The 22832-nt window shown below is 66.8% G+C and carries 23 protein-coding genes; 15 read left to right on the top strand and 8 right to left on the bottom strand.

Features of this window, described 5'->3' with window-relative positions:
- Positions 1-11 precede the first annotated feature (11 nt).
- Both murJ and trpS read left to right on the top strand, forming a co-directional pair.
- Entirely contained in the window at positions 12-1589 is a 1578-nt protein-coding gene (gene murJ / locus SM191_RS06255) for a murein biosynthesis integral membrane protein MurJ (RefSeq protein WP_341505419.1), read from the top strand.
- Between the two features lie 8 nt (positions 1590-1597).
- Entirely contained in the window at positions 1598-2605 is a 1008-nt protein-coding gene (trpS, locus tag SM191_RS06250; protein WP_341505418.1) for a tryptophan--tRNA ligase, read from the top strand.
- Between the two features lie 480 nt (positions 2606-3085).
- Here trpS and dnaA read toward each other — a convergent pair whose 3' ends face one another.
- From dnaA to mutM, 3 genes are all read right to left on the bottom strand, one after another.
- Positions 3086-4642 (bottom strand): chromosomal replication initiator protein DnaA, encoded by a 1557-nt coding sequence (gene dnaA, locus SM191_RS06245; RefSeq protein ID WP_341505417.1) that lies wholly within the window; start codon positions 4640-4642, stop codon positions 3086-3088.
- Positions 4643-5117: 475 nt separating this feature from the next.
- Positions 5118-5381, bottom strand: a complete 264-nt coding sequence (gene rpsT / locus SM191_RS06240; protein ID WP_007404699.1) for a 30S ribosomal protein S20 — start codon at positions 5379-5381, stop codon at positions 5118-5120.
- 87 nt (positions 5382-5468) lie between these two features.
- Positions 5469-6284, bottom strand: coding sequence for a bifunctional DNA-formamidopyrimidine glycosylase/DNA-(apurinic or apyrimidinic site) lyase (gene mutM / locus SM191_RS06235; RefSeq protein ID WP_307001933.1), 816 nt, complete (start codon positions 6282-6284; stop codon positions 5469-5471).
- Between the two features lie 74 nt (positions 6285-6358).
- On the opposite strand from mutM, the gene SM191_RS06230 reads away from it, so the two are divergent.
- From SM191_RS06230 to SM191_RS06195, 8 genes are read left to right on the top strand one after another with little or no spacing between them, the layout of a single operon-like run.
- Positions 6359-7090: a class I SAM-dependent methyltransferase gene (locus tag SM191_RS06230; RefSeq protein ID WP_341505416.1), complete on the top strand. Its 732-nt coding sequence runs from the start codon at positions 6359-6361 to the stop codon at positions 7088-7090.
- A gap of 42 nt (positions 7091-7132) precedes the next feature.
- On the top strand, positions 7133-8668 hold the full coding sequence (gene ubiB / locus SM191_RS06225; RefSeq protein WP_341505415.1) for a 2-polyprenylphenol 6-hydroxylase: 1536 nt from the start codon (positions 7133-7135) through the stop codon (positions 8666-8668).
- Positions 8669-8683: 15 nt separating this feature from the next.
- Positions 8684-9790: a hypothetical protein gene (locus SM191_RS06220; RefSeq protein ID WP_341505414.1), complete on the top strand. Its 1107-nt coding sequence runs from the start codon at positions 8684-8686 to the stop codon at positions 9788-9790.
- Positions 9787-10974: a bifunctional phosphopantothenoylcysteine decarboxylase/phosphopantothenate--cysteine ligase CoaBC gene (gene coaBC / locus SM191_RS06215; protein ID WP_341505413.1), complete on the top strand. Its 1188-nt coding sequence runs from the start codon at positions 9787-9789 to the stop codon at positions 10972-10974. The genes SM191_RS06220 and coaBC overlap by 4 nt, the downstream gene beginning before the upstream one ends.
- Positions 10971-11420, top strand: coding sequence for a dUTP diphosphatase (gene dut, locus SM191_RS06210; protein WP_341505412.1), 450 nt, complete (start codon positions 10971-10973; stop codon positions 11418-11420). Before coaBC ends, dut begins: the two co-directional genes overlap by 4 nt.
- Entirely contained in the window at positions 11417-11836 is a 420-nt protein-coding gene (locus SM191_RS06205) for a hypothetical protein (protein ID WP_307001941.1), read from the top strand. Before dut ends, SM191_RS06205 begins: the two co-directional genes overlap by 4 nt.
- Complete coding sequence (locus SM191_RS06200) at positions 11833-12594, top strand: HesA/MoeB/ThiF family protein (protein ID WP_341505467.1); 762 nt, start codon at positions 11833-11835, stop codon at positions 12592-12594. Before SM191_RS06205 ends, SM191_RS06200 begins: the two co-directional genes overlap by 4 nt.
- A complete protein-coding gene (locus SM191_RS06195) occupies positions 12591-12947 on the top strand; it encodes a hypothetical protein (protein WP_341505411.1) in 357 nt (118 codons plus the stop codon). Before SM191_RS06200 ends, SM191_RS06195 begins: the two co-directional genes overlap by 4 nt.
- 160 nt (positions 12948-13107) lie before the next feature.
- Here SM191_RS06195 and galU read toward each other — a convergent pair whose 3' ends face one another.
- Positions 13108-13968 carry a UTP--glucose-1-phosphate uridylyltransferase GalU gene (gene galU / locus SM191_RS06190; protein ID WP_267434124.1) on the bottom strand — a complete coding sequence of 287 codons (861 nt, stop codon included), beginning with the start codon at positions 13966-13968 and terminating at the stop codon, positions 13108-13110.
- A 112-nt stretch (positions 13969-14080) separates the two neighbouring features.
- On the opposite strand from galU, the gene wecB reads away from it, so the two are divergent.
- The 4 genes from wecB to SM191_RS06170 all read left to right on the top strand — a co-directional run bounded on the left by wecB (position 14081) and on the right by SM191_RS06170 (position 17900).
- Positions 14081-15220: a non-hydrolyzing UDP-N-acetylglucosamine 2-epimerase gene (gene wecB, locus SM191_RS06185; RefSeq protein ID WP_341505410.1), complete on the top strand. Its 1140-nt coding sequence runs from the start codon at positions 14081-14083 to the stop codon at positions 15218-15220.
- Positions 15204-16472: a UDP-N-acetyl-D-mannosamine dehydrogenase gene (gene wecC, locus SM191_RS06180; RefSeq protein WP_341505409.1), complete on the top strand. Its 1269-nt coding sequence runs from the start codon at positions 15204-15206 to the stop codon at positions 16470-16472. Before wecB ends, wecC begins: the two co-directional genes overlap by 17 nt.
- Before the next feature lie 288 nt (positions 16473-16760).
- Positions 16761-17465: a metallophosphoesterase family protein gene (locus tag SM191_RS06175; protein ID WP_307001952.1), complete on the top strand. Its 705-nt coding sequence runs from the start codon at positions 16761-16763 to the stop codon at positions 17463-17465.
- A gap of 195 nt (positions 17466-17660) precedes the next feature.
- Positions 17661-17900, top strand: coding sequence for a hypothetical protein (locus SM191_RS06170; protein WP_307001954.1), 240 nt, complete (start codon positions 17661-17663; stop codon positions 17898-17900).
- A 622-nt stretch (positions 17901-18522) separates the two neighbouring features.
- Here SM191_RS06170 and SM191_RS06165 read toward each other — a convergent pair.
- Together SM191_RS06165 and rpsU are read right to left on the bottom strand one after the other, a co-directional pair.
- Positions 18523-19092: an FKBP-type peptidyl-prolyl cis-trans isomerase gene (locus tag SM191_RS06165; RefSeq protein WP_341505408.1), complete on the bottom strand. Its 570-nt coding sequence runs from the start codon at positions 19090-19092 to the stop codon at positions 18523-18525.
- 166 nt (positions 19093-19258) lie between these two features.
- Positions 19259-19465: a 30S ribosomal protein S21 gene (gene rpsU, locus SM191_RS06160; protein ID WP_007404630.1), complete on the bottom strand. Its 207-nt coding sequence runs from the start codon at positions 19463-19465 to the stop codon at positions 19259-19261.
- Between the two features lie 376 nt (positions 19466-19841).
- On the opposite strand from rpsU, the gene cysS reads away from it, so the two are divergent.
- The gene (cysS, locus tag SM191_RS06155) at positions 19842-21296 is read left to right on the top strand and encodes a cysteine--tRNA ligase (RefSeq protein WP_341505407.1); all 1455 of its coding nucleotides are present in this window, start codon (positions 19842-19844) and stop codon (positions 21294-21296) included.
- 12 nt (positions 21297-21308) lie between these two features.
- On the opposite strand, the gene SM191_RS06150 is transcribed toward cysS, so the two are convergent.
- Together SM191_RS06150 and SM191_RS06145 are read right to left on the bottom strand one after the other, a co-directional pair.
- Positions 21309-21623: a hypothetical protein gene (locus SM191_RS06150; RefSeq protein WP_267434118.1), complete on the bottom strand. Its 315-nt coding sequence runs from the start codon at positions 21621-21623 to the stop codon at positions 21309-21311.
- A 53-nt stretch (positions 21624-21676) separates the two neighbouring features.
- Positions 21677-22720 carry a M48 family metallopeptidase gene (locus SM191_RS06145; RefSeq protein ID WP_341505406.1) on the bottom strand — a complete coding sequence of 348 codons (1044 nt, stop codon included), beginning with the start codon at positions 22718-22720 and terminating at the stop codon, positions 21677-21679.
- Positions 22721-22832: the final 112 nt, after the last annotated feature.

Below are 22832 nucleotides of genomic sequence, written 5' to 3'. Positions count from 1 at the left end.
CGGACTGATCGATGAACCTGACCAAGGCGCTGGGCTCGGTCGGCGGGCTGACTCTGGCCAGCCGGGTGCTTGGTCTGGTTCGCGATTCGCTGTTCTTCCGCTTCGTGGGCGCGAATTTCGCCTCCGATGCGTTCCAGATCGCGTTCCGCCTGCCCAACATGTTCCGCGCGCTGTTCGCGGAAGGAGCCTTCTCCGCCGCCTTCATCCCGATGTTCAACCGCAAGGTGGCGGAAGGTGACAAGGTGTCGGAAGGCTCCGGGCTGGCGCAGGGGCTGGCCTTTGCCGAACACGCGCTATCGGTCCTCTTGCCGGTCCTGATCGTGATGACCGCGATCGTCGAGGTCGCGGCCTGGCCGGTCACCTGGGTCCAGACCTTCGGCTATGGCAAGGGCAGCGCGGCGCAGTTCGACTATATCGTGCTGCTCAACCGGCTGACCTTCCCCTATCTGCTGTTCATCAGCCTGGTGTCGCTGCTGGGCGGCATCCTCAATTCGCTGAATCGTTTCTGGGTCAATGCGGCGGCGCCGATCCTGCTCAACCTGACGCTGATCGTCGCCCTCCTGTTCTTCCACACGCACGACCCGATGGCGACCGCACGGAACCAGGCGATCGCGGTGTCGGTGGCCGGACTGCTGCAATTCGTCTGGCTGTGGTGGGCCTGCCGCCGCGCCGGTGTGCGGCTGAAGCTCCGCTGGCCGGTCATCAACGATGACGTGAAGCGGCTGATGAAGCTGATCCTCCCCGCCGCCGCTGGCGCGGGCGCGGTGCAGATCAACCTCGTCATCTCGACCGCGCTGGCCGCGCGTTTCCTGCCCGCCGGATCGGTCTCCTATATCTATGCCGCCGACCGGCTGAACCAATTGCCATTGGGTCTGATCGGCATCGGTCTCGGCACCGTGCTCCTCCCGACCATTTCCCGCCTGTTGGGTGCGGGTCGCGAGGTGGAGGCGATGGAGACGCAGAACCGGGGCATGGAACTGGCGCTGCTGCTCACCCTGCCCGCCACGGTCGCCCTGATCGTCTGCGGCCAGCCGATCGTCGCCGCGCTGTTCGAGCATGGCAAGTTCACCGCGACCAACAGCTATTACACCGCGCAGGCGCTGGCCGCCTTCTCGATCGGACTGCCCAGCTATATTCTCGTGAAGGTGCTGACGCCCGGCTATTATGCGCGGGCCGATACGCGGACGCCGGTGCGCTATGCGACCTGGTCGATGCTGGTCAATCTGGTGCTGAACCTGATCTTCATCTGGTGGCTGGGCCATATGGGCCCGCCGCTCGCCACCGCGATCGCCTCGACGGTCAATGTCGTGCTGCTCTATCGCACGCTGGCCCGGCGCGGGCATTTCGTTGCCGATGCGCAGTTGCGGCGGCGAAGCTGGCGGATGCTGCTCGCCGCCATCCTGATGGGCGGGGCGATGGCGCTGCTCAATACGCGGTTCCAGCCCTATGTCACCGGCACCAATATCGAGCGCTGGGGCGCGCTCGTCCTACTGGTCGCGACGGGGATGCTCGTCTATGCGGTGGCGACCTTCGCGACCGGGGCCTTCCGGGTCACGGATATCAAGCGGCTCGTTCGCCGCAACAGTTGAGGACCATCATGCGCGTCGTTTCCGGCATCAAGCCCACGGGCAACCTTCATCTCGGCAATTATCTGGGCGCCGTGAAGCAGTGGGTCGCGATGCAGGACGACATCCAGGCCAAGGGCGGCGAGACGATGTACTTCATCGCCGACCTGCACGGCCTGACCGAATGGATCGCGCCCGCCGACATGGCCGCGAACACCATCGAGATGACCGCGACGCTGATCGCGGCGGGCATCGACCCCGAACGCTCGATCCTGTTCAACCAGACCCGCGTACCGCAGCATAGCGAGCTGGGCTGGTTGCTGAACAATGTGGCGCGGGTCGGCTGGCTGAACCGCATGACCCAGTTCAAGGACAAGGCGGGCAAGAATCGCGAGGGCGCAAGCGTCGGCCTGTACGACTATCCGGTGCTGATGGCGGCCGACGTGCTGCTCTACAACGCCACGCACGTGCCGGTGGGCGAGGACCAGAAACAGCATCTGGAACTGGCGCGCGACATCGCGACCAAGTTCAACAACGACTATGCGCGCGAGGTCTTCACCCTGCCCGAGCCGCTGATCAGCAAGGCGGCCCCGCGCATCATGTCCTTGCGCGACGGCGCGTCGAAAATGTCCAAGTCGAACCCGTCGGAGATGTCGCTGGTCAAGCTGATCGACAGCGACGACCAGATCGCCGAGAAGTTCCGCAAGGCGAAGACCGACCCCGACGTACTCCCCGAGACGATGGACGGGCTGGAAGGCCGGGCCGAGGCGCGCAATCTGATCACCATCTATGCCGCCATGGCGGACCGCGAACCGGCCGACGTGCTGGCGCAGTTCGCGGGCAAGGGCTTCGGCGCGTTCAAGCCCGAACTGGCCGATCTGGCGGTGGCGACGCTCGGCCCGATCCGCGAGCGGCTGACCCGGTTGCTCGACGATCGCGGCGAGGTGGGCCGTATCCTGGAACGCGGTGCGGAGAAGGCCCGCGATTTGGCCGCGCCGATGCTGCTCGACGTGCAACGGACCATGGGCCTGCAAATCTGATGCGCTCCGGCCCTGTCGCAGACGAACAAGCGGCGGGGCCGGTGTGGGTCGGGAATCGCGTGGCCTTCGACTTGGCTCAGGCTGAACGGATTATGTGGCCCGGTGCCAGCGAGATGGGTCGCATACCGAACCCCGTTCGGCCTGAGCGAAGTCGAAGGCCACGCGAAGTAGACGCCTCCGGGGCGGCAATCGGCGGTTGGCTGGCAAGCCAGGACTGAATCATCCCGCCCCCTTACGCTCGGACGCCCTGGCGTGGCATCATGGGCATTTTCGACCGGGACCGCCCCCCGCAAGGGCCGCACGGACTATAGCAGGCGGACCCGCCCAGGGGGGCGAAACGGCGCTGGCCGAACCGGGCGAGGTTTTCCCTTGGCTTCGACTTCGCTCAGGCTGAACGGCTGGGGATAATGGGGTCATGGCCCAAACCCCGTTCAGGCTGAGCGAAGTCGAAGCCCACGCCCCAACCCGTCCCAAAGGGCGTCAGCCCTCCAATTCCTTCATCAACACCCGCACGGCATTGTCGATATCGCGGTCGGTATCGCGCAGTTCCTCGATCTTGCGCACGGCATAGATGACGGTCGAGTGATCACGCCCGCCGAACTTGCGCCCGATCTCAGGGAGTGAACGGGTGGTCAGGCGCTTGGCCAGATACATGGCGATCTGGCGCGGGCGGGCGATGGCGCGGGCGCGGCGGGCCGACACCAGATCGAGCGGCTTTAGTTCGAAATGGCGGCTCACCAGCTTCTGGATTTCATCGATGGTGATCCGACGCTGCGCCCCCCGCAGCACCTCGCCCAGCGTGGCGACGGCAAATTCCATGTCGATCTTGTCGCCGGTCAACTGCGCATAGGCGACCACCCGGTTCAACGCGCCTTCCAGCTCGCGGATATTGCCGCGAATCCGCGAGGCCAGCAGGTCGAGCACGTCGGTCGGAACGTGGATCTCGGGCAGGTCGGCGACCTTGCGGTTGAGGATCGTGCGACGCAGCGTCAGGTCGGGCGCCTTGATATCGGCAACCAGCCCCGCCCCCAGGCGACCGATGATCCGCGGCTCCACCCCGTCGAGCGACTGGGGCGAGCGATCGGCCGAAATGACCAGCCGCTTGCCCGCGCCGACCAGTTCGTTGACGGTATGGAAGAATTCTTCCTGCGTCGAATCCTTGCCCGCGATGAACTGAAGATCGTCGATCAGCAGGAGGTCGGCGGAGCGCAGCCGCGACTTGAAGCTGTGCGTATCGCGCGCGCGCATCGCGGCGACGAAATCGAACATGAACCGCTCGGCCGACATGCACAGCACGACCGCATCGGGATGCGACTCGAGAAAGGCATGGGCGATGGCGTGCATCAAATGGGTCTTGCCCTGCCCCGTACCGCCATGGAGGAAGAGCGGGCTGAAGCGCGGCGGCCCCGGCTCGGCCAGCGACAGGGCGGCATTGAAGGCGACGCGGTTCGACGAATCGACCACGAATCGATCGAAGGTCAGGCGCGGGTCGAGCGGTGGCCGGTCGCTGGGCACGCGCAGCGGCGGGGCGGGTGCCGCCGCGACCGGGCTGGCGACCTTGGCGACGCTGCGGTGAGCCGGACGCGCCACTGGTGCTTCGACCGCGACGGGGGCGGGCCGCTTGCGCGCTACAGGCTCGCCGAACAACGAAGGCTGCTCGTCATCCTGAGGGGCTTGCGGCTGGGGCTCTTCGTTGCGCGCGACGACGCGCAGCGGGGCGGCCTCCAGCGTCTCGGTGGTCAGGCGAGCGACCTTGCTGGGTGCACGGGTCTCGATGACCACGGCGCGCACCTCGGGCAGCACCGCCTTGAATTCCAGATGCAAGCGGTCCGCATAATGGCTGCGCACCCAATTGGTCGCAAAGGCCGAGGGGAGCGCCAGACGGACCGTGTCGGGCTCGTCACCCTCGATCAGTTCCATCGGCTTCAGCCACTGGTCGAACAGGCGGGCTCCGGCCGATTCGCGCAGGTTCGCGCGGACGCGCGCCCAGGCACGGGCCTGGTCGGTCGTCGGTCGCGTGGCCTGCCAATTCGTCACCCTTATGCTCCACCTATACCGACCGCATTCGCGCGGACAATGATCGTATCGATCGGCGACACAAACCCGATGGGCGAATCAAACGGATCCGGCCCGGTTATGCCACTTTGCTATTTCCATGACGCGGGCACGAAGCACCGCTGCTGGGATACCGATTATGAGCGATGGCGGGGTCCGATCAAGACCATGTCCGGCCATAAATCTGAAATAAACCGGATTGACAGGCAAAAGCCCGCAGAATCCCGTCCAATTATCTCATAACCTGTTGATATTACACGATATTAACCGATCGACCCGAATCATTCGAAAAGACCGAATCACTCGAATCGCGGATAAAGCTGGGGTTGCGCGAAACGACGGATGGTTCCGCCGGATCGAGTCCGAAAAAGCCGTTAACGCCTGTCTTGCGCGCACGAAAAAACCCGCCGGGGGACCGCCCCCGGCGGGTTTCATTCATCGCGGAACCGAGAGGCTTTTAGGCCAGCGCGGCGATGCGCTTGGTCAGGCGCGAGAATTTCCGCGCGACCGTGTTCTTGTGCAGCACGCCCTTGGCGACACCGCGGGCCATTTCCGGCTGCGCCGCGGCCAGAGCGACCGTCGCGGTTTCCTTGTCGCCAGCGGCCAGCGCGGCCTCGACCTTCTTCACGAAGGTACGGATGCGGCTGACGCGGTTGCCGTTGATGACGGCGCGACGCTCGTTGCGACGGATACGCTTTTTGGCCTGCGGCGTGTTCGCCATGAAAACCTCTAAATCTCGATCAAAAGGGATAGCGGCGCGACGCACCGGCTTTGAAGTCGCGCCCCTTACCGGTTGGTGCGCCGCCCGTCAACTGCGCTGGCAGGTCGCGCACCAGAAAGTGGAGCGCCCCGAATCGCTTCGCCGCCGCACGATCGCGCCGCATTCGCACGCCTCGCCCTCACGGCCATAGACCCGCCACTCCTTGGAGAAATAGCCCAGTTCGCCATCGGGTCGCACATAATCACGCAAGGACGATCCGCCCGCCAGGATCGCGGCCTGAAGCACCGCGCGGATCGACTCGACCAGTCGGCCGAGTCGCGCCCGCGAAATCTGCCCGCCCGCACGCCCCGGCGTGATCCTCGCCATATGCAGCGCTTCGCACACATAGATATTGCCGAGTCCCGCGACGATCCGCTGATCGAGCAGCATCGCCTTGATCGGCGCGGCCCGCCCCTCCAACACACCAGCCAGATAATCGGCGGTGAAGTCCGGCCCCAAAGGCTCGGGCCCCATGGCCAGGAAAGGCGGATAGCTGGCCAGTTCCGCCGTCGGCCACAGATCGACAAAGCCGAATCGACGAGGATCGTTCAGCGCCAGCCGCCGCCCCGTCCCCGTCTCCAAGAGGAGATGGTCATGCGCCAGCGGCTCGCCCGGATCGATCCGCCAGCGCCCCGACATGCCAAGATGAAAGACCATGGTGTCGCCGCGATCGGTGTCGATCAGGCCGTACTTCGCGCGGCGGCCCAGCGAGGTGACGGTCGCCCCGATCATCCGCTGGCGCAGGTCGCCGGGAAAGGGGCGGCGCAGGTCGGCGCGGCGCGGCTCCACCAGCGTCAGCCGCTCGCCCGCCAGCACCGGGGTCAGGCCACGGACCGTTGTTTCGACCTCGGGAAGTTCGGGCATCGTCTCTCTGCTTTCGTCGGCCAAACAGCTAGGTAGCGTTTGCCCCGCCAGCAAGGCCGGGCTAGGGCAATCCCATGAGCGATACCGTGTCCTTCGGCTATGAAGATGTGCCCCGCGACGAAAAGGCCGCCCGTGTCGGCGGCGTCTTCACCAACGTCGCCTCCAAATATGATCTGATGAACGACGCCATGTCGGGCGGTATGCACCGGCTGTGGAAGGATCGCTTCGTCCGCCGGGTGAAGCCGCGCGCGTCGGACCAGATCCTCGACATGGCGGGCGGCACCGGCGACATCGCCTTCCGCCTGGCCGAATCGGGCGCCAGCATCACGGTCGCCGACATCAATCCGGCGATGCTGGAAGTCGGCATGAAGCGCGCGCAGGAACGCGGCATCGACGGCCTGGTCTGGACCGAGGCGAATGCCGAAGTCCTGACCTTCCCCGACAGGTTCTTCGACGCCTATACGATCGCGTTCGGCATTCGGAACGTCACCGATATCCCGGCGGCTCTGCGGGAAGCGCATCGCGTGCTGCGGCGGGGCGGGCGGTTCTTCTGCCTGGAATTCTCGACCACCGTCTGGCCGGGCTTCTCCGAGGTGTACGACGCCTATTCGCACAAGCTGGTGCCCAAGCTGGGCCAGATGCTGGCGGGCGATGCGGACAGCTATCGCTATCTGATCGAATCGATCCGCCGCTTCCCCGACATGCCGACCTTCGAGAAGATGATCCGCGAGGCCGGTTTCATCGAAACCAAGGTCGAGCCGATCATGGGCGGCCTGGTCGCGATTCATTCGGGCTGGAAGATTTGATGCGAGGACGCCCGGGCGGATTCGCCCTGTGAGATTCGTGCTATGACCCAGCCGGTGGTGCATCTGTGGCGTCTGCTCAAATGGGGGCGGACGCTGGCGCGGCATGGCGCGCTCAAGGGGATCGAGCGCGATCCCAACACCCCCGCCCCCGTGCGGCGGCTGGCGCGGATTGCCCGGTTCGGCGCGCGCGTCCCCGCCAAGCCCGCCTATGCCGATGCGTTCCAGGCGATCGGCCCGGCGGCGATCAAGCTGGGCCAGACGCTCGCCACCCGCCCCGATCTGGTCGGCGACGACGCCGCGCACGATCTGCTGCGGCTTCAGGACCAGCTACCGCCCGTCCCCTTCGCGACGATCTGCGCCGCGATGGAGGCGAGCATGGGCCGTCCGCCGTCGCACTTCTTCACCTCGATCGAGGAGGTGCCGGTCGGCGCCGCCTCGATCGCCCAGGTGCACCGCGCGGTGACGACCGATGGCCGCACGGTCGCGGTCAAGGTGCTGCGCCCCGGCGTCGAGGACGACTTCGCACGCGCCATCGATACCTATCAATGGGCCGCTGCCCAGGTCGAGGGGATGAGCCCGGAGGCCGCGCGGCTTCGCCCGCGCCTGACGGTCGAGAATTTCCGCCGCTGGACCTTGCGTGAGTTGAACTTCCGGCGTGAAGCCGCCAGTGCCTCCGAACTCGCCGAGGCGATGACCGCCGAGCCCGATTTCATGGTGCCGCAGATCGACTGGGCGCGCTCCACCGCCAAGGTGCTGACGGTCGAGTGGATCGACGGCATCAAGCTGTCCAACCGCCAGGCGCTGGTCGAGGCGGGGTACGACCTGCCGCACCTCGCGCAAACGCTGGTCCGCGCCTTCCTGCGACAGGCGATCGCGGAAGGATTCTTCCACGCCGACATGCATCAGGGCAATCTCTTCGCGCTGCCCGGCAACAAGATCGCCGCGATCGATTTCGGCATCATGGGCCGGATCGACCGGCGCGCGCGGGTGTGGCTGGCCGAGATCCTCTATGGCCTGATCACCGGCAATTATAAGCGCGTCGCCGAGATTCACTTCGAGGCGGGCTATGTGCCCCCGCATCACAATGTCGCCGAGTTCGCGACAGCCCTGCGCGCGGTGGGCGAGCCGATGCGCGGCCTGCCGGTCAAGGACATGTCGATCGGCATGATGCTGGACGGGTTGTTCTCGATCACCCGCGACTTCGACATGGTGACCCAGCCGCATCTGCTGCTGCTGCAAAAGACGATGGTGATGGTGGAAGGCGTGGCGACAAGCCTGGACCCCGATATCAACCTGTGGGACTCGGCCGCGCCGTTCGTCCGCGAATGGCTGCGCACCGAACTGGGCCCCGAGGCCAAGATCGCCGATCGCCTGATCGAGGATGTGCGGACGCTGGCCCGCCTGCCCGAACTGGTCCGCCGGATCGAGGCGCGCTACCCCGCCCCCGGGGGGGAGCCGCCCGCGCCGCCGCTCAAGCAGATCGAGGTGGTGCGGATCGGCGGCGGCTGGCGCTATGCGCTGCTGTCCATGCTGTCGGCGGCGGCGGGCGTCGCCGCGACCCTGGCCGTGCTTCGGTAGGATAGGGGGGTAGGCATGCCTGGCAGCGCGCCCTCCGCCCCCTCGCGCCGTATGCCGCGACCGCTCTGGCTGGGCCAGCCGGGGCGGCTGTTCAACATATCGCCTATGGTGGCGATGGGGGTGCTGGCGCTGCTGGTCCTGTTCGTACCCGTAGCGCTGGCGACGCAAGGGCTGGTCGAGCCGGTCGCGGATCACCTGTCGCCGGTTTCGCTCGCGATCCTCGATCATGTCCGGCACGGGCAGTCCTTCTACCCCGCGGCGATCGATGCCCTGCGCGAGAATGACCGGGCGCTGCGCCCCGCCTTGCTCGCCATTCCCCTGCCCGCGCTGACCGTGACGCTGGCCGTGCTGCCGCCGGTGCTGGGGCGGGCGCTGATTGCGGCGCTGGGTCTGGCGGTGATGGCGATCTGGCTGCGGCGCGTCGCGCCGGTGATGAGCTATCGCGGCCCGGTGCTGCTCGCGGCGATCCTGCTGGCGGCGGGGCTCTATCCCTTGGTCGATGGCGCGATGGTCGCGGTGCCCGAGGCCTGGGCCGGGCTGCTGATCGCCTTGTCGCTGGTGCAGCGCCGGCCGGAGGGGAGCCTCAGCGCCATCGCCCTGGGGCTGGCGGCGATGATCCTCAGCCCCATGGCGCTTCTCTATGGCATGGTCATGCTGGCGCTGGCCTGGCGGGCGAAGGTTCGGCAGGAGGCGATCGGCTGGATGATCACCCTGGCTGTCGCGCTGCTCGTTCTGGCGGCGCATGCCCATGCGCTCCACGATCTGGTCGGCGTGGCCGACCCCGCCCTGGGCTCGCCCATCGCCATCCTCTCCCCCGGTCGCTGGGTCGCGAGCCTCGCCTCCATCCATGCGATGGGATTTCTGCCGATGGCGCTGGTCGTGCCGCTGACCGCATTGGCCGCGCTCGGCTGGGCGAACTGGCGGCAGGCGCTGGCGCGGCGGGCGGCGGCGACGATCTTGGCCTATGCGCTGGCGGGGCTGCTGACCGGAGCCCCCGTGATGATGCTTGGCCTGTCTCCCTTGTTCTTCCTGGGCGTCGTCTTCGCCCCCGATGCGGTACGCGAGTTGATCCTGGCTGCACGCGACCGGCGACGCATCACCGTGACGCGAGTCGTGCGATGAGCCATATCCTGTTGATCGTCGGCGGCGGCATCGCCGCGTACAAGTCCTGCGAGCTGATCCGCCTGCTCCGAAAGAGCGGCCACAGCGTCCGCTGCGTCCTGACCGAAGGCGGCAGCCACTTCGTCACCCCGATGACGCTCGCCGCGCTGTCCGAGAATCAGGTCTTCACCACCCTGTGGGACCTGAAGGACGAGGCGGAGATGGGCCATATCCAGCTGAGCCGCGAGGCCGATCTGGTCGTCGTCGCGCCCGGCACCGCCGACCTGATGGCACGGATGGCGAACGGCCATGCCGACGATCTGGCGACAACCCTGCTGCTCGCCACCGATACGCCGGTGCTGGTCGCGCCCGCCATGAACGTGCGCATGTGGCTGCACCCGGCGACGCAGCGCAATGTGGCGCGGTTGCGTAGCGATGGCGTCGAGGTGATGATCCCCGACGAAGGCGCGATGGCCTGCGGCGAGTTCGGCCCCGGCCGCCTGCCTGAGCCGCCCGCCATCCTCTCCGCGATCGAGGCGAAGCTGGCACCCGCCGCCCGCCCGCTGGCCGGCCGCCATATCCTCGTCACCGCCGGGCCGACCCATGAGCCGATCGACCCGGTCCGCTACATCGCCAACCGGTCCTCCGGACGACAGGGTTTCGCGGTGGCGGGCGCGCTGGCCGCTTTGGGCGCGCGGGTGACGCTGGTGGCGGGGCCGGTGACCCTGCCCACCCCGGCGGGCGTGGACCGGGTCGATGTCGAGAGCGCACGCCAAATGGCGGAGGCGGTCGACGCCGCGCTCCCCGCCGATGCCGCCGTCATGGTCGCGGCGGTGGCCGACTGGCGGGTCGAAGCGGCCGGACAAAAGGTCAAGAAGGATGGCGGCGCGGCCCCCGCCCTGACGCTGATCGAGAATCCCGACATATTGGCGAGCGTCGCCGCCTCGCCGAAACGCCCCGCCCTGGTCGTCGGCTTCGCGGCCGAAACCGAGCAGGTCATCGACCATGCCGTCGCCAAGCGTGCCCGCAAGCGGGCCGACTGGATCGTCGCCAACGACGTATCCTCGGACGTGTTCGGAGGGGATGCCAACAGCGTTCACCTGATCACCGCCGATGGCGTGGAAAGCTGGGCGCGGATGAGCAAGGACGATGTGGCCAGGGGGCTCGCGCAACGTATCGCCGATGCGCTACAAGACCGGTCATGACGATTGCTCCCATCTCCATTGCCATCAAACGCTTGCCCCATGGCGAAGGGCTTGTCCTGCCCGCCTATGCCACGCCCGGCGCGGCGGGCATGGATGTCGTCGCGGCGGAGACGCTGACGCTCCATCCGGGCAAGCGCGCCGCCGTCGCGACCGGCTTCGCCATCGCCATCCCGCCGGGCTACGAGGTGCAGGTGCGGCCCCGTTCCGGCCTGGCGCTGAAGAACGGCATCACCTGCCTTAACACGCCCGGCACGATCGACGAGGATTATCGCGGCGAGGTGAAGGTGATCCTGGCCAATCTGGGCGAGGAGCCGTTCGAGGTGGTGCGCGGCGAGCGGATCGCCCAACTCGTCCCCGCCCCCGTCCAGCGCGCCACCCTGACCCTGGTCGATGAGCTGGACGAGACGCAGCGGGGTCATGGCGGGTTCGGATCGACCGGCCGATGATCGTGCTGTCGCTCCTCGCCGCCGCGCTGCAAGTCACCGTACCGGCGACGCCCGCCACGCCGCCGCCCGCGCCGACCGCCGCCGAGCCGCCGCACGACTGGTCGACGCTGGCCGCGATCACCCTGCCCCCGGCCAGCCCCGACATGGTGCGCTTCGTCCGCGACGAGGTGACGGCGGGGCGCTGTCCCCGGGCGAAGGCGACCGACGAGCAGATGGTGCTGGTCGTGCCGCTGGCCGTGCGGCTGGGGCCGGACGGCATCGCGAACAGCGTGGTGCCGCTCGCCATCGGCTGTCCGACGGTCGAGCAATATAGCGCGGGCGTGGCGCAGCGGATGATCCGCCGCCTGACCCACCGCACGATGATGGCGGGCGATCGCTGGTATCGCACGGTCATCACCTATACATGGCCGGGATGATCCTGACCGACGACGAACTTGCCCGTTATGCCCGCCATATCGTGTTGCGGGAATTCGGGGGCGGCGGTCAGATCCGGTTGAAACAGGCCAGGGTCGCGGTGATCGGCGCGGGCGGAATCGGCTCCCCCGCCATCCAGTATCTCGCCGCCGCCGGGATCGGATCGCTCATCCTGATCGATGATGACGTGGTCGAGCCGTCCAACCTGCAACGCCAGACCATCTTCACCACCGAGGATCGTGGCCTCCCCAAGGTCGAGGCCGCCGCCGCCCATGTCGCGCGGCTCAACCCCCATGTCGCGGTCACGGTCCATCGTGCGCGGGTGACGGCGGAGAATGCGGGCGCGCTGATCGAGGGCGCCGATGTCGTGCTGGACGGGTGCGACAATTTCGCGACCCGGCTGGCCGTCGCCGACGCCGCGCTGGCCGGGCGAATCCCCCTTATCTCGGCGGCGGTCGGGCAGTTCGAGGGGCAGTTGGCGGTCTATCGCGGGTGGGAGGCGGACAAGCCCTGTTACCGCTGCTTCGTCGGCGACGCGGTCGATCAAGCGGGACTGACCTGCGCCGATGACGGGGTGCTGGGGCCGGTGACGGGCGTGATGGGCAGTCTGGCCGCGCTGGAAACCCTTCGCGCCGCCGCGCCCTTCGGTCGGGACAGCGCGGGCAGCATCCTGATCGCCGATATGCTGACCATGCGGTTCCGGACGCTGATGCTGCCCAAGGACCCCGGTTGCCGTTGTGCCCGATCGGTGGCGGCATGAGCACGCCCCCCGCGCACCCCGCCCCGCCTGCGGGCTGGTTCGACTGGACCGGCGACAAGAGCTGGATCGGCCGGATCACGGGCCTGCCGGACAGCACGCTCCATGTCCATGCGGGCATGGCGATCCTGGTCCTCACGGCGCTGGTGATGCGGCGCAAGCCCTGGGACTGGCGCTGCTGGCTGACCGTGCTGGTGATCGAGACGGTCAACGAGGCTTACGACCTGCTCCAGCCCTTCTATCCCACCGACGAGGGCAATCTCCCCGCCAGTTGGTCGGATATGTGGGAGACGATGCTGTGGCCGACCGTCATCCTGCTGACCTTCGCCTGGTTGAGGCGACGCGGTAAGCAATAGTCAGTCCCAAATCCTCCCCATCCGCGATGGGGAGGGGGACCGCCGGCCACCACCCGGCTATGCCGGGCGGTCCCCCTCCTCAAGCAAAGCTTGGGAGGAATAAGAAAAGGGGCGGTGGCCGTTCGGCCCCGCCCCTATCCTCACCACTCGGGAAACCCGATCAGGCGAACAGCGTCTTGGCGAATTCGCGTACCGCCGGACCGATGTCCTCGCGCGCGACGCCCAACGCCAGATTGGCGGTCAGCCAGCCCGCCTTGTCGCCGCAGTCGTAACGCTGCCCGTCGAAAGTGAAGCCATGGAAGGGCTGGTTGCCGATCAGCTTGGCCATCGCGTCGGTCAGCTGGATCTCGCCGCCCGCGCCCGGCTCCTGCGCGTCGAGGATCTGCATCACCTCGGGCTGGAGGATGTAGCGACCCGGGATCATCAGGTTCGACGGCGCCTTGCCCTTGGGCTTTTCGACCAGCGCGGTGACCTCGGTCAGGCGGCCGTCCTGCTTGCCCGGCGAGATGATGCCGTATTTGTCGGTTTCGCTGTCGGGCACTTCCAGCGCGCCGATGACGTTGCCGCCGACCTTGTCATAGGCCTCGACCATCTGCTTCATGAAGCCGCCGACCATCAGTTCGTCGGGCAGCAGCACCGCGAAGGGCTCGTCGCCGACGATCTCGCGCGCGCACCACACGGCATGGCCCAGGCCCAGCGGCTCCTGCTGGCGGACATAGACGGGCGAACCCGGCTTCTGGCGAATGCCGTCGATCACCGCGAGCGACTTGCCGCGCGCCTTCATCGTGGCTTCGAGTTCGTAGGAGATGTCGAAATGATCCTCCAGCGCGCCCTTGCCGCGACCGGTGACGAAGATGATCTGCTCGATCCCCGCCTCCAGCGCTTCCTCGACCGCATATTGGATCAACGGCTTGTCGACGACGGTCAGCATTTCCTTGGGCATCGACTTGGTCGCGGGCAGGAACCGCGTTCCCAGACCGGCCACCGGAAAAACGGCCTTGCGCACTTTCTTGATCGTCATGAAACCTCCCTGAACACGGACGGCATTACCCTGATTTTGCGCCGCAACATAGCGTAACGACGCGCCGATACGATTAGGATGTCCTTAAAAGCGACAGCATAGAATGCGATCCATGAACCCTTCACCGATCCCTGCACCGATTCTGGTCGTCTTTGGAACCCGGCCCGAAGCGATCAAGCTTTTCCCGGTGATCCGGGCCCTGGCTGCGACAGGCGCACCGGTCCGGACCTGCGTCACGGCCCAGCATCGCGGGATGCTGGACCAGGTGCTGGCGATCGCCGGGCTGACCCCCGACCATGACCTGGACCTGATGGAGCCGGGCCAGTCGCTCGACCGGCTGACCGCGCGGCTGCTGACGGGTCTGGGCGAGGTGATGGACGCGGTGCGGCCCGCCATGGTCGTCGTCCAGGGCGACACCGCCACCGCGATGACCGGGGCGCTGGCCGCCTATTACCGCAAGACTCCGGTCGCCCATGTCGAGGCGGGGCTCCGATCTGGCGATATCTATCAACCCTGGCCGGAGGAGGTGAACCGGCGGATCGTGGCCCCCATCGCCGCACTGCATTTCGCCCCCACCGAAACCGCGGCCGCCGCGCTGCGGGCCGAGGGGATCGATCCCGCGCGCGTGCATGTCACGGGCAACAGCGTGATCGACGCGCTGCATTGGACCCGCGACCGGATCGCCGCCGACCCGGCACTGGCGGCCGATCTCGACTCCGTGCTGGCGCGCATGGCGGGCAGGCGGATCGTCCTGGTGACGACCCACAGGCGCGAGAATTTCGGCGGCGGCATGGCCTCGATCGCGCGCGCGTTGCGCCGGATCGCCGAACGACCCGATATCGGCATCGTCTTTCCGATGCATCCCAACCCCAATGTGGCGCAGGTGATGGACGAGATACTGGGTGACCATCCCGCCATCGCCCGGATCGCGCCGCTCGACTATCCGCATTTCGTCCGGGCGCTCGACGCCGCCCATATCGTCCTGACCGACTCGGGCGGCGTGCAGGAGGAAGCCCCCGCCCTCGGCAAGCCTGTCCTCGTGATGCGCGAGACGACCGAGCGGCCCGAAGGCGTCGCGGCGGGCACCGCCCGGCTGATCGGCACGGACGAGGACCGGATCGCCGAGGAAGTCTTCGCGTTGCTGGACGACCCCGCCCGCCATGCCGCCATGGCGCGCGCCCATAACCCCTTCGGCACCGGCGACACCGCCGACCGGATCAGCAGGATCATTTGCGATGCCCTTGGACTCTGAACTTTCGGTCACGGTGATGGGCCTGGGCTATATCGGCCTGCCCACCGCCGCTGTGATCGCCCGCACCGGCGCGATGGTGACCGGCGTCGACGTCACCCCCTCCGTCGTGGAGACGATCAATTCGGGCCGTGTGCATATCGAGGAGGTCGATCTGGACGGCCTCGTCTCCGGCGTGGTCGCGCGCGGGAACCTGAAGGCTTCGCTGACCGTCGCGCCCGCCGACGTCTTCGTCATCGCCGTCCCCACCCCCTTCACCGAGGCGCGCCAGCCGGACATCACCTATGTCCTCGACGCCGCGCGCGCGGTCGCACCGGTCCTCAAGACCGGGGACACGCTGATCCTCGAATCGACGTCTCCAGTCGGCACCACCGAGCAGGTGCGCGACCTGATCGCGGATGCGCGTCCAGACCTTAAGATGCCTGGCCTCACCCGCGCGGGCGAGCAGGCCGACATCGCGATCGCCTATTGCCCCGAACGGGTGCTGCCGGGGCGGATCCTGGTCGAGCTGATCGACAATGACCGGGTGATCGGCGGCATCACGCCGCGTTGCGCACGCAAGGCGCTGACCTTCTACCGTCGCTTCGTGCGCGGGGCCTGCGTCACCACCACCGCGCGCGCGGCGGAAATGACCAAGCTGACCGAAAACGCCTTTCGCGACGTCAACATCGCCTTCGCCAACGAACTGAGCCTGGTGGCCGATACGCTGGGCGTCGATGTGTGGGAGGTCATCCGGCTGGCCAACCGCCATCCGCGCGTCAACATCCTGTCGCCCGGGCCGGGCGTCGGCGGGCACTGCATCGCGGTCGATCCCTGGTTCCTGGTCGCCGCAGACCCCGCCAACACGCCGCTCATCCGCACCGCGCGCGAGGTGAATGACGGCAAGACCGACCATGTCATCGCCCGCGCCGCCACGATGATCGAGGCCCAGCCCGACGGCCGCCCGGTCGCCTGTCTGGGCCTGGCGTTCAAGGCGAATATCGACGACTTCCGCGAAAGCCCCGCCCTGAAGGTCGCGACCGCGCTCGCCCGGCGATTCGGCGAGCGGGTTCGGATCGTCGAACCCTATGCCACGGCCCTGCCCCGCGCGTTCGACGGGACGGGCGCGACTCTGATCGACATCGACACCGCTTTGGAAACCTGCGAGGCGATGATCGTTCTGGTCGATCACGACCTGTTCCGATCGATTCCGCTGGAGGAGCGACGCGGCAAGACCGTCCTGGATACGCGCGGGCTCTGGCCCGACCAGGGCTGACCAGGGCTGATCCCCGCTTCGCATTGTATGGGGGATTGTGGGGACTGGGGTCCGGACCCACAAACGGCAACGGCCGTGACGCGTCCGCCGGCTGCGTCGCGAGGCTTGCAGGTAGCGCCGTTACCTGCTGCACCACGCTCTTTGCCGGGCGAATACGACAGGGCAATCACGGCCATTGCCGTTTATGGGTCCGGACCCTAAGGACAACCGCCTGTTGCGGACACCAAAACATCCATGCTTGCCAAGTTATTGAATCTTCGAAAGCGCGCACCCGATTTCGTGCCGGTCATGGATCCGGGCGTTCGGGTCTATGCGGTCGGCGACATTCATGGTCGCCTCGATCTGCTGGACCGGATTCTGGAACGGATCGACTCGGATCATGCCACGCGCGCGCCCGCACAGCGCCACATCATCTTTCTGGGCGACCTGATCGATCGCGGACCGGATTCGGCGGGCGTGGTGGAGCGCATCAGCCGCCTCGCCGCCGCCGACCGCCATGTCCATTGCCTGATGGGCAATCATGAGGAAATCCTGCTCCGCGCGATCGATGGCGACGACAAGGCGCTGCGCTTATTCTGCCGGATCGGCGGGCGGGAAACGATGATGAGCTATGGCGTGACGGCCCAGGATTATGAGCGGCTGGACTATGCCGAGGTTCATGAGCGGCTCAACGCGATCGTCCCCGCCGCGCATCAGCATTTCCTGTCCAACCTCAAGGAGATGATGATCATGGGCGACTATGCCTTCGTCCATGCGGGCGTTCGCCCCGGCATCCCGATCGCCGAGCAGAAGCTGGCCGAGACGCGCTGGATCCGCGACCCCTTCCTCGACCACCGCGCACCGATGGAAAAGATGGTGGTCCATGGCCACACCGTTGCCGAAGAGGCAGAGATTCTGCCGCATCGCATCGGGATCGATACCGGCGCCTATCAGAGCGACCGGCTGACCGCGCTTATGCTCGAAGGCTCGGAGCAGGTCATTTTCTCTACCTGAAGCCTATTTACCGAGGCGAAACGATTGCTGGGGCATTCCGTTTGACGGCAAAGCACAGTATAGCCGCTTAGCGGCGAAGTAATGTTGCATTGCCGCATCAGTGTGGGAGCATAACTGTCCCATACTCGTTGGTGGGCTTGCCATGTCCCGGTCTCCGTGCCATGGCCCTACCCGCATATCTTAAGGGAGTTCGACATGCGTCTTGGGAAGTTTCTCGTCGCCGCTGCCGCCGTTTCGATGACCGTCGCTCCGGCGATGGCTGCGAATCCGGCTGCCAGCCTCTCGGTTTCGAAGTCGGTTCGCGCTTCGGCCCCGACCGCCAAGAAGAACGGCCTGGCCGGCGGTGGCATCCTCGTTGCGGTTCTGGCGGCTGCTGCCGTCGTTGCCGGCATCGTCGTGGTCGCCGACTCGGACGACAACGCCGACAGCAACTAAGTTGCTTCAGCCTCACGGCTGAAAGGAATAGCGGCCTTCGGGCCGCTATTTTTTTGTGCCGTGAAGATCGTGTTGGCGGGAGAGGCGGGGTCGGTAGAACGCCCACGATAGCCTGCGACGCCCCCAAGCGACCTACAGCGTCGGTCGCCACATTTCTCTAGTCGTCGCCCCAGCGCAGGCTGGGGCCTTTCTCGGCTAGGAACGGAACCCGCCCAGACGCAAGGGGGCCGACGTCCGTTAGAACAGCGAAGAGATTGTTCGCGCGAAGACGCGGAGACGCGAAGGCGTAAGACTTTTCCTCAAGCGGCAGAACTATGTCTACGAAATCGAGCCGCTCGAGACGCCTTTGCATGAATTGCCGATGCTTGAAGGCATACAGAAGCGCAATCGCCTCCCGGTCCTCGCCGTCCCGCCCGAATGGCGGGAGCGCTCATTCCGAGAATGGATAGCTCCCAGCCTTCGCTGGGGTGACCTGCATCATCGCGGCTAACGCCTGGAAAAATCGCCTGGGCCAGTCCGCCATTCCGTCCCCCGCACCGCTCATAAGAAAATCGCCGGAGCCCCGTCAGGGACTCCGGCGATCTCGTTTCGATCCGGTTGGCCCCTGCGCGGAGCCGGTCGATCAACGGGGAGACGGCGCGCCGGGAACGCCGCCGGGAGCCCCACCAGGCATTCCGCCCATCATCGACTGTTGCGCCTGCATCTGCCGCAGCACCGCCTCGGGAATGAAGTCGAGCAGTTCGACATCGAACACCAGCGTCGAATTGGCCGGGATCTTGTCGTTCGCACGGTCGCCATAGCCGATCTTGGCAGGCAGCCAGAAACGGTACTTCGCGCCCTTGGGCATCAGCTTCAACGCCTCGGAGAAGCCGGGCAGCACGCCCGACAGCGGCATCGGCGTCGGCTGCTGCGACTTGTCGAAGACGGTGCCGTCGATCAGGCGACCGGTATAGTTGATCAGCGCCACGTCGCTGGCGGTGGGATGCGCACCGCCCTGCCCCGGCTCGATCACCTTGTACTGGAGACCCGAGGCCGTGGTGACGACGCCCGATCCACGCGATTCACGCAGCAGCGCGGCATCGCCCTGACGCGCCAGCAGCGCGGCGACGACGACGGCGGCGGCCACCGCAACCCATATCCAGACCAGATAGGAACGCCGGACGGGACGAAGGGGAACAGCGGTTACGGACATGCCTGCTTCTCGCTCTGTACGTGGGCGTTCGTCGGGGCCGTCACGATGCGACCCTCAAAGCGCTGGGGCACGATCCGCCAGAGCGAATCGGCCGACCGTCCGATCGGCGCCCCGCCCCCGCCGTTTCACGACTAAGGGGCGGAGCATAGCCGATCGAGTCGGTCTATTACCGTGCGCCGTCGCGCTCGGCGCGCTTGCGCTCCAGCTTGCGGGCGCGACGCACCGCCGCCGCACGCTCGCGAGCGCGCTTTTCCGACGGCTTTTCGTAGTGGCGACGGAGCTTCATTTCGCGATACACGCCTTCCCGCTGCAGCTTCTTCTTGAGCGCGCGAAGGGCCTGATCCACATTGTTGTCGCGAACGATGATCTGCATAAAAACGAATTGCTCCGGCAAAACAGGATAAAGCGGCCGCAGAATGCTGTGGCCGCAACGTTGGGCGCTCCTAGCAGCGCGGTCGGGCGAATACAACCCGCTGGATCGCAAATCGCTCCGGCCCGCGTCATTCGGCCAAGGATATGAATGATCTTGTCATGCTGCGGCCATGCGGCGGTGATGCGTCGCGCCCTATAGCGTCCCTCGTCCGGCCAACTCCCGTACGCCGGACACCCTGACATGTTCTCGGGGCCTTTCAGGCCTTGGAACGAAACAGGCGCGGTGCCTCCCCTGTCATCCGCGCCGGTCCCGGTCCGGCCTCCACCGGACCGGGGCCCCCTTTCGGGGCGAAGCCGACATGGCTAAGGCAAGCGCCATGACCGCGCCCGCCACCTCCACGATCCCGCTGACCCTGTATAACAGCCTGACCCGCGCCACGGAGACGTTCCGGCCGATCGATCCGGCCAATGTCCGCGTCTATTCCTGCGGCCCGACCGTCTACAACTACGCCCATATCGGCAATCTGCGCGCCTATGTCTTCACCGACACGCTGTCGCGGGTGCTGCGCTGGAAGGGCTGGCCGCTGACGCACATCATCAACATCACCGATGTCGGGCATCTGACCTCCGACGCGGATGCGGGCGATGACAAGATGGAGGCCGCCGCGAAGAAGAGCGGCCAGGATATCTGGGCGATCGCGGGCCATTATACGGCTGCCTTCAAACAGAATCTGAAGGACCTGGGCATCGCGGACCCGACCCGCTTTCCGCTGGCGACCGAGCATGTCCCGCAGATGATCGAGTTCGCCAAGGCGATCGAGGACAAGCACTGCTACCGCCTGCCCGACGGCCTGTATTTCGACGTGACGACCGTGCCCGATTACGGACGGCTCGCCCGCCATCACGACGATGAGGGCGAGAGCCGGATCGATCCCGTCGCGGGCAAGCGGCACCCCGCCGACTTCGCCATCTGGCGCGCCTCCGCACCCGGCGAGAATCGGCAGATGGAATGGGACAGCCCCTGGGGCCTCGGCGCGCCCGGCTGGCATCTGGAATGCTCGGTGATGAGCAAACAGTATCTGGGCGCGCAGTTCGATATCCACACCGGCGGCATCGACCACCGCGAAATCCATCACCCCAATGAGATCGCGCAGAACCAGGCGCATGGATGCACCGCCGATACCGGTGCGAACATCTGGATGCACAACAACTTCCTGGTCGACCGGACCGGCAAGATGTCCAAATCCTCGGGCGAGTTCCTGACGCTCCAGGCGCTGGTCGATCGCGGTTTCCACCCGCTGGCCTATCGCCTGATGTGCCTTCAGGCGCATTATCGCTCGGAAATGGAGTTCGGCTGGGACGGCCTGGCCGCCGCACAGGTCCGGCTGAAGCGACTCGTCCAGTCGGTCGAGGGTTTGCGCATCCGTGCCGATGCCCCGGAGAAGGGCGATGCGGCGCCCTATCGCGAGCGACTCGACGCCGCGCTGTCGGACGATCTGGCGACGCCCCGCGCGCTGCCGGTGCTGGACGAGATGCTGGGCGACAAGAAACTGTCCCCCGGGGTGCGGCTGGCGGCACTGGCCGATTTCGACGCGACGCTGGGCCTGCAACTGACGACGCTGACCCGTGCCGACCTGCGGACTCGCCCCGCCACCGCGACTTTGGACGAAGCGGCCATCGAGTCGCATCTGGCCGATCGCCGCGCCGCACGGGCGGACAAGGACTTCGCCCGGTCGGACGCGATTCGAGACACGCTGCTCGCCGCCGGGGTCGAGGTGATGGACGGCGACCCGCTCGGCTGGGACTGGAAGCCGGTACTGCCGGAGGGCTAAACCCTTCCGGCGTCAGCGCCGCCCGCGCGGGCTTCGCATCCTCAGGCCGATGAACAACACGGTCGGCCAGAACATCGTGTTGGCGATATCGCCCAGCGTGTCGGTCCAGCGCCAGGATCCGTAATGCAGCCGATCGAGTATCTCGTTCGCTGCCTCCGCCAACGCGACACAGGCGAGCGGTATCGGGGTGGCCAGCGACTTGCGGGTCAGGATTCGCGCCAGGAACAGCACCGCCATCCCCGCATGGACGTGCAACAGGCTGTCCGCCATGCCGGTTCCGTCGCCGATCCATTGGATGAAGTCGGCATAGCGTGCGGGAATATCCATGATCGCGCCCTTGCCGTGTGCGGGGCCAAGAGACAATCCCTCCATCCCCGCCTTTATTGCAGGGGAGCGGCGGCGCGATCGAGCAAGGGCGGGCGATAGGGGATGGGCGCCCCCGCCGGGATCGCCGCGATTTCTCCCGCGACCGCATCGGCCCGTGCGGAAGAGGACGGATGGGTCCGGCTGCGGAACAGGCCACCATCGACCTCACCGCCATGCTCGCGCCAGAAGCGGACGGCGTCCTGCGGATCATATCCCGCATTGCGCATCAGATGGACGCCGAGCAGATCGGCCTCGGTCTCGGTCTGGCGGAACAGCCGCCCGTTGCGGCCGAACTCGGACAGGATGCCCCGCTTCACTCCGGCCGCGTCCAGCCGATCGCGATGATGCAGGATATTGTGCGAGAATTCGTGCGAGACGACAACCGCGATCATCCGGTCGTCGAACCGTTCGAAAAAGCGCGATCCGATCTGCACGATGTCGCCATCCGCCGACGCCGACAGGCCGGGGCCGATCAGCATCTCGAAGCGGGAGCGGCATCCCGGCTGGGCCGCGATCGTCACCTCCCGCCGCTGGCCTTTTCGCAACAGGCTAAGGTGCAGGGGACGATCGGCGGGCTCGGCGGCGATCCGACGCTGCGCGGCGTCGCGGGTGGCAGTGCTGGCCTGGGTCGTCCCTGCCGGATCGAGGGACAGCGGCTTGCCGTCGACCGCCTCGATCGTATCGTTGGCAAGGACGCCCGCCCTGGCGGCGGCGCTCCCCGCGACGACCGCCTCGACCGCGACCGGTCCCTCAAAGCCGAACAGCGCGGGCAATTGCTTGCGCACCGCCGGATCATATTGATCGATGGCATGGACCACCAGACCAGGGGTCGGCGCGACATCGCGGCAGATGGCGGCATTGGCCGTCGCCAGCCGCCACGCGATCGTGGCCAGCCGCGCATCGGCATCGCGCATCGCCCCGAACAGCGCGGTATCGTCGCTCCGTTCGCCGGCGACCATCGACGCGACCGGCATGGTCGCGACCGCTTGGGGCGGCACCGAAAGCAGGAACGCGGACAGGGCGACGAACGCCGACGACAGGATGGGGACACGCGACATCGCGCTTTTGCTAGCCGCTCCGTCCGCCAACCGCAAAACCGATCGGCGCAATCGGCCACCGCTCGGCGCAAAGCGGTATCGTGCGCAACAAAGGGCGCGACTTGAGGGGCCC

The sequence above is a fragment of the Sphingomonas sp. 2378 genome (assembly GCF_038084995.1).
GTDB lineage: Bacteria > Pseudomonadota > Alphaproteobacteria > Sphingomonadales > Sphingomonadaceae > Sphingomonas.
Note: the sequence above shows the minus strand (reverse complement) of the source record. Positions and strands in the feature narration are given on the sequence as shown.

Coding starts and splice junctions, on each gene's coding strand:
- murJ (WP_341505419.1), top strand. CDS start 12: ATGAACCTGACCAAGGCGCTGGGCTCGGTCGGCGGGCTGACTCTGGCC.
- trpS (WP_341505418.1), top strand. CDS start 1,598: ATGCGCGTCGTTTCCGGCATCAAGCCCACGGGCAACCTTCATCTCGGC.
- rpsT (WP_007404699.1), bottom strand. CDS start 5,381: ATGGCGAACACGCCGCAGGCCAAAAAGCGTATCCGTCGCAACGAGCGT.
- mutM (WP_307001933.1), bottom strand. CDS start 6,284: ATGCCCGAACTTCCCGAGGTCGAAACAACGGTCCGTGGCCTGACCCCG.
- SM191_RS06230 (WP_341505416.1), top strand. CDS start 6,359: ATGAGCGATACCGTGTCCTTCGGCTATGAAGATGTGCCCCGCGACGAA.
- ubiB (WP_341505415.1), top strand. CDS start 7,133: ATGACCCAGCCGGTGGTGCATCTGTGGCGTCTGCTCAAATGGGGGCGG.
- SM191_RS06220 (WP_341505414.1), top strand. CDS start 8,684: ATGCCTGGCAGCGCGCCCTCCGCCCCCTCGCGCCGTATGCCGCGACCG.
- coaBC (WP_341505413.1), top strand. CDS start 9,787: ATGAGCCATATCCTGTTGATCGTCGGCGGCGGCATCGCCGCGTACAAG.
- dut (WP_341505412.1), top strand. CDS start 10,971: ATGACGATTGCTCCCATCTCCATTGCCATCAAACGCTTGCCCCATGGC.
- SM191_RS06205 (WP_307001941.1), top strand. CDS start 11,417: ATGATCGTGCTGTCGCTCCTCGCCGCCGCGCTGCAAGTCACCGTACCG.
- SM191_RS06200 (WP_341505467.1), top strand. CDS start 11,833: ATGATCCTGACCGACGACGAACTTGCCCGTTATGCCCGCCATATCGTG.
- SM191_RS06195 (WP_341505411.1), top strand. CDS start 12,591: ATGAGCACGCCCCCCGCGCACCCCGCCCCGCCTGCGGGCTGGTTCGAC.
- galU (WP_267434124.1), bottom strand. CDS start 13,968: ATGACGATCAAGAAAGTGCGCAAGGCCGTTTTTCCGGTGGCCGGTCTG.
- wecB (WP_341505410.1), top strand. CDS start 14,081: ATGAACCCTTCACCGATCCCTGCACCGATTCTGGTCGTCTTTGGAACC.
- wecC (WP_341505409.1), top strand. CDS start 15,204: ATGCCCTTGGACTCTGAACTTTCGGTCACGGTGATGGGCCTGGGCTAT.
- SM191_RS06175 (WP_307001952.1), top strand. CDS start 16,761: ATGGATCCGGGCGTTCGGGTCTATGCGGTCGGCGACATTCATGGTCGC.
- SM191_RS06170 (WP_307001954.1), top strand. CDS start 17,661: ATGCGTCTTGGGAAGTTTCTCGTCGCCGCTGCCGCCGTTTCGATGACC.
- SM191_RS06165 (WP_341505408.1), bottom strand. CDS start 19,092: ATGTCCGTAACCGCTGTTCCCCTTCGTCCCGTCCGGCGTTCCTATCTG.
- rpsU (WP_007404630.1), bottom strand. CDS start 19,465: ATGCAGATCATCGTTCGCGACAACAATGTGGATCAGGCCCTTCGCGCG.
- cysS (WP_341505407.1), top strand. CDS start 19,842: ATGACCGCGCCCGCCACCTCCACGATCCCGCTGACCCTGTATAACAGC.
- SM191_RS06150 (WP_267434118.1), bottom strand. CDS start 21,623: ATGGATATTCCCGCACGCTATGCCGACTTCATCCAATGGATCGGCGAC.
- SM191_RS06145 (WP_341505406.1), bottom strand. CDS start 22,720: ATGTCGCGTGTCCCCATCCTGTCGTCGGCGTTCGTCGCCCTGTCCGCG.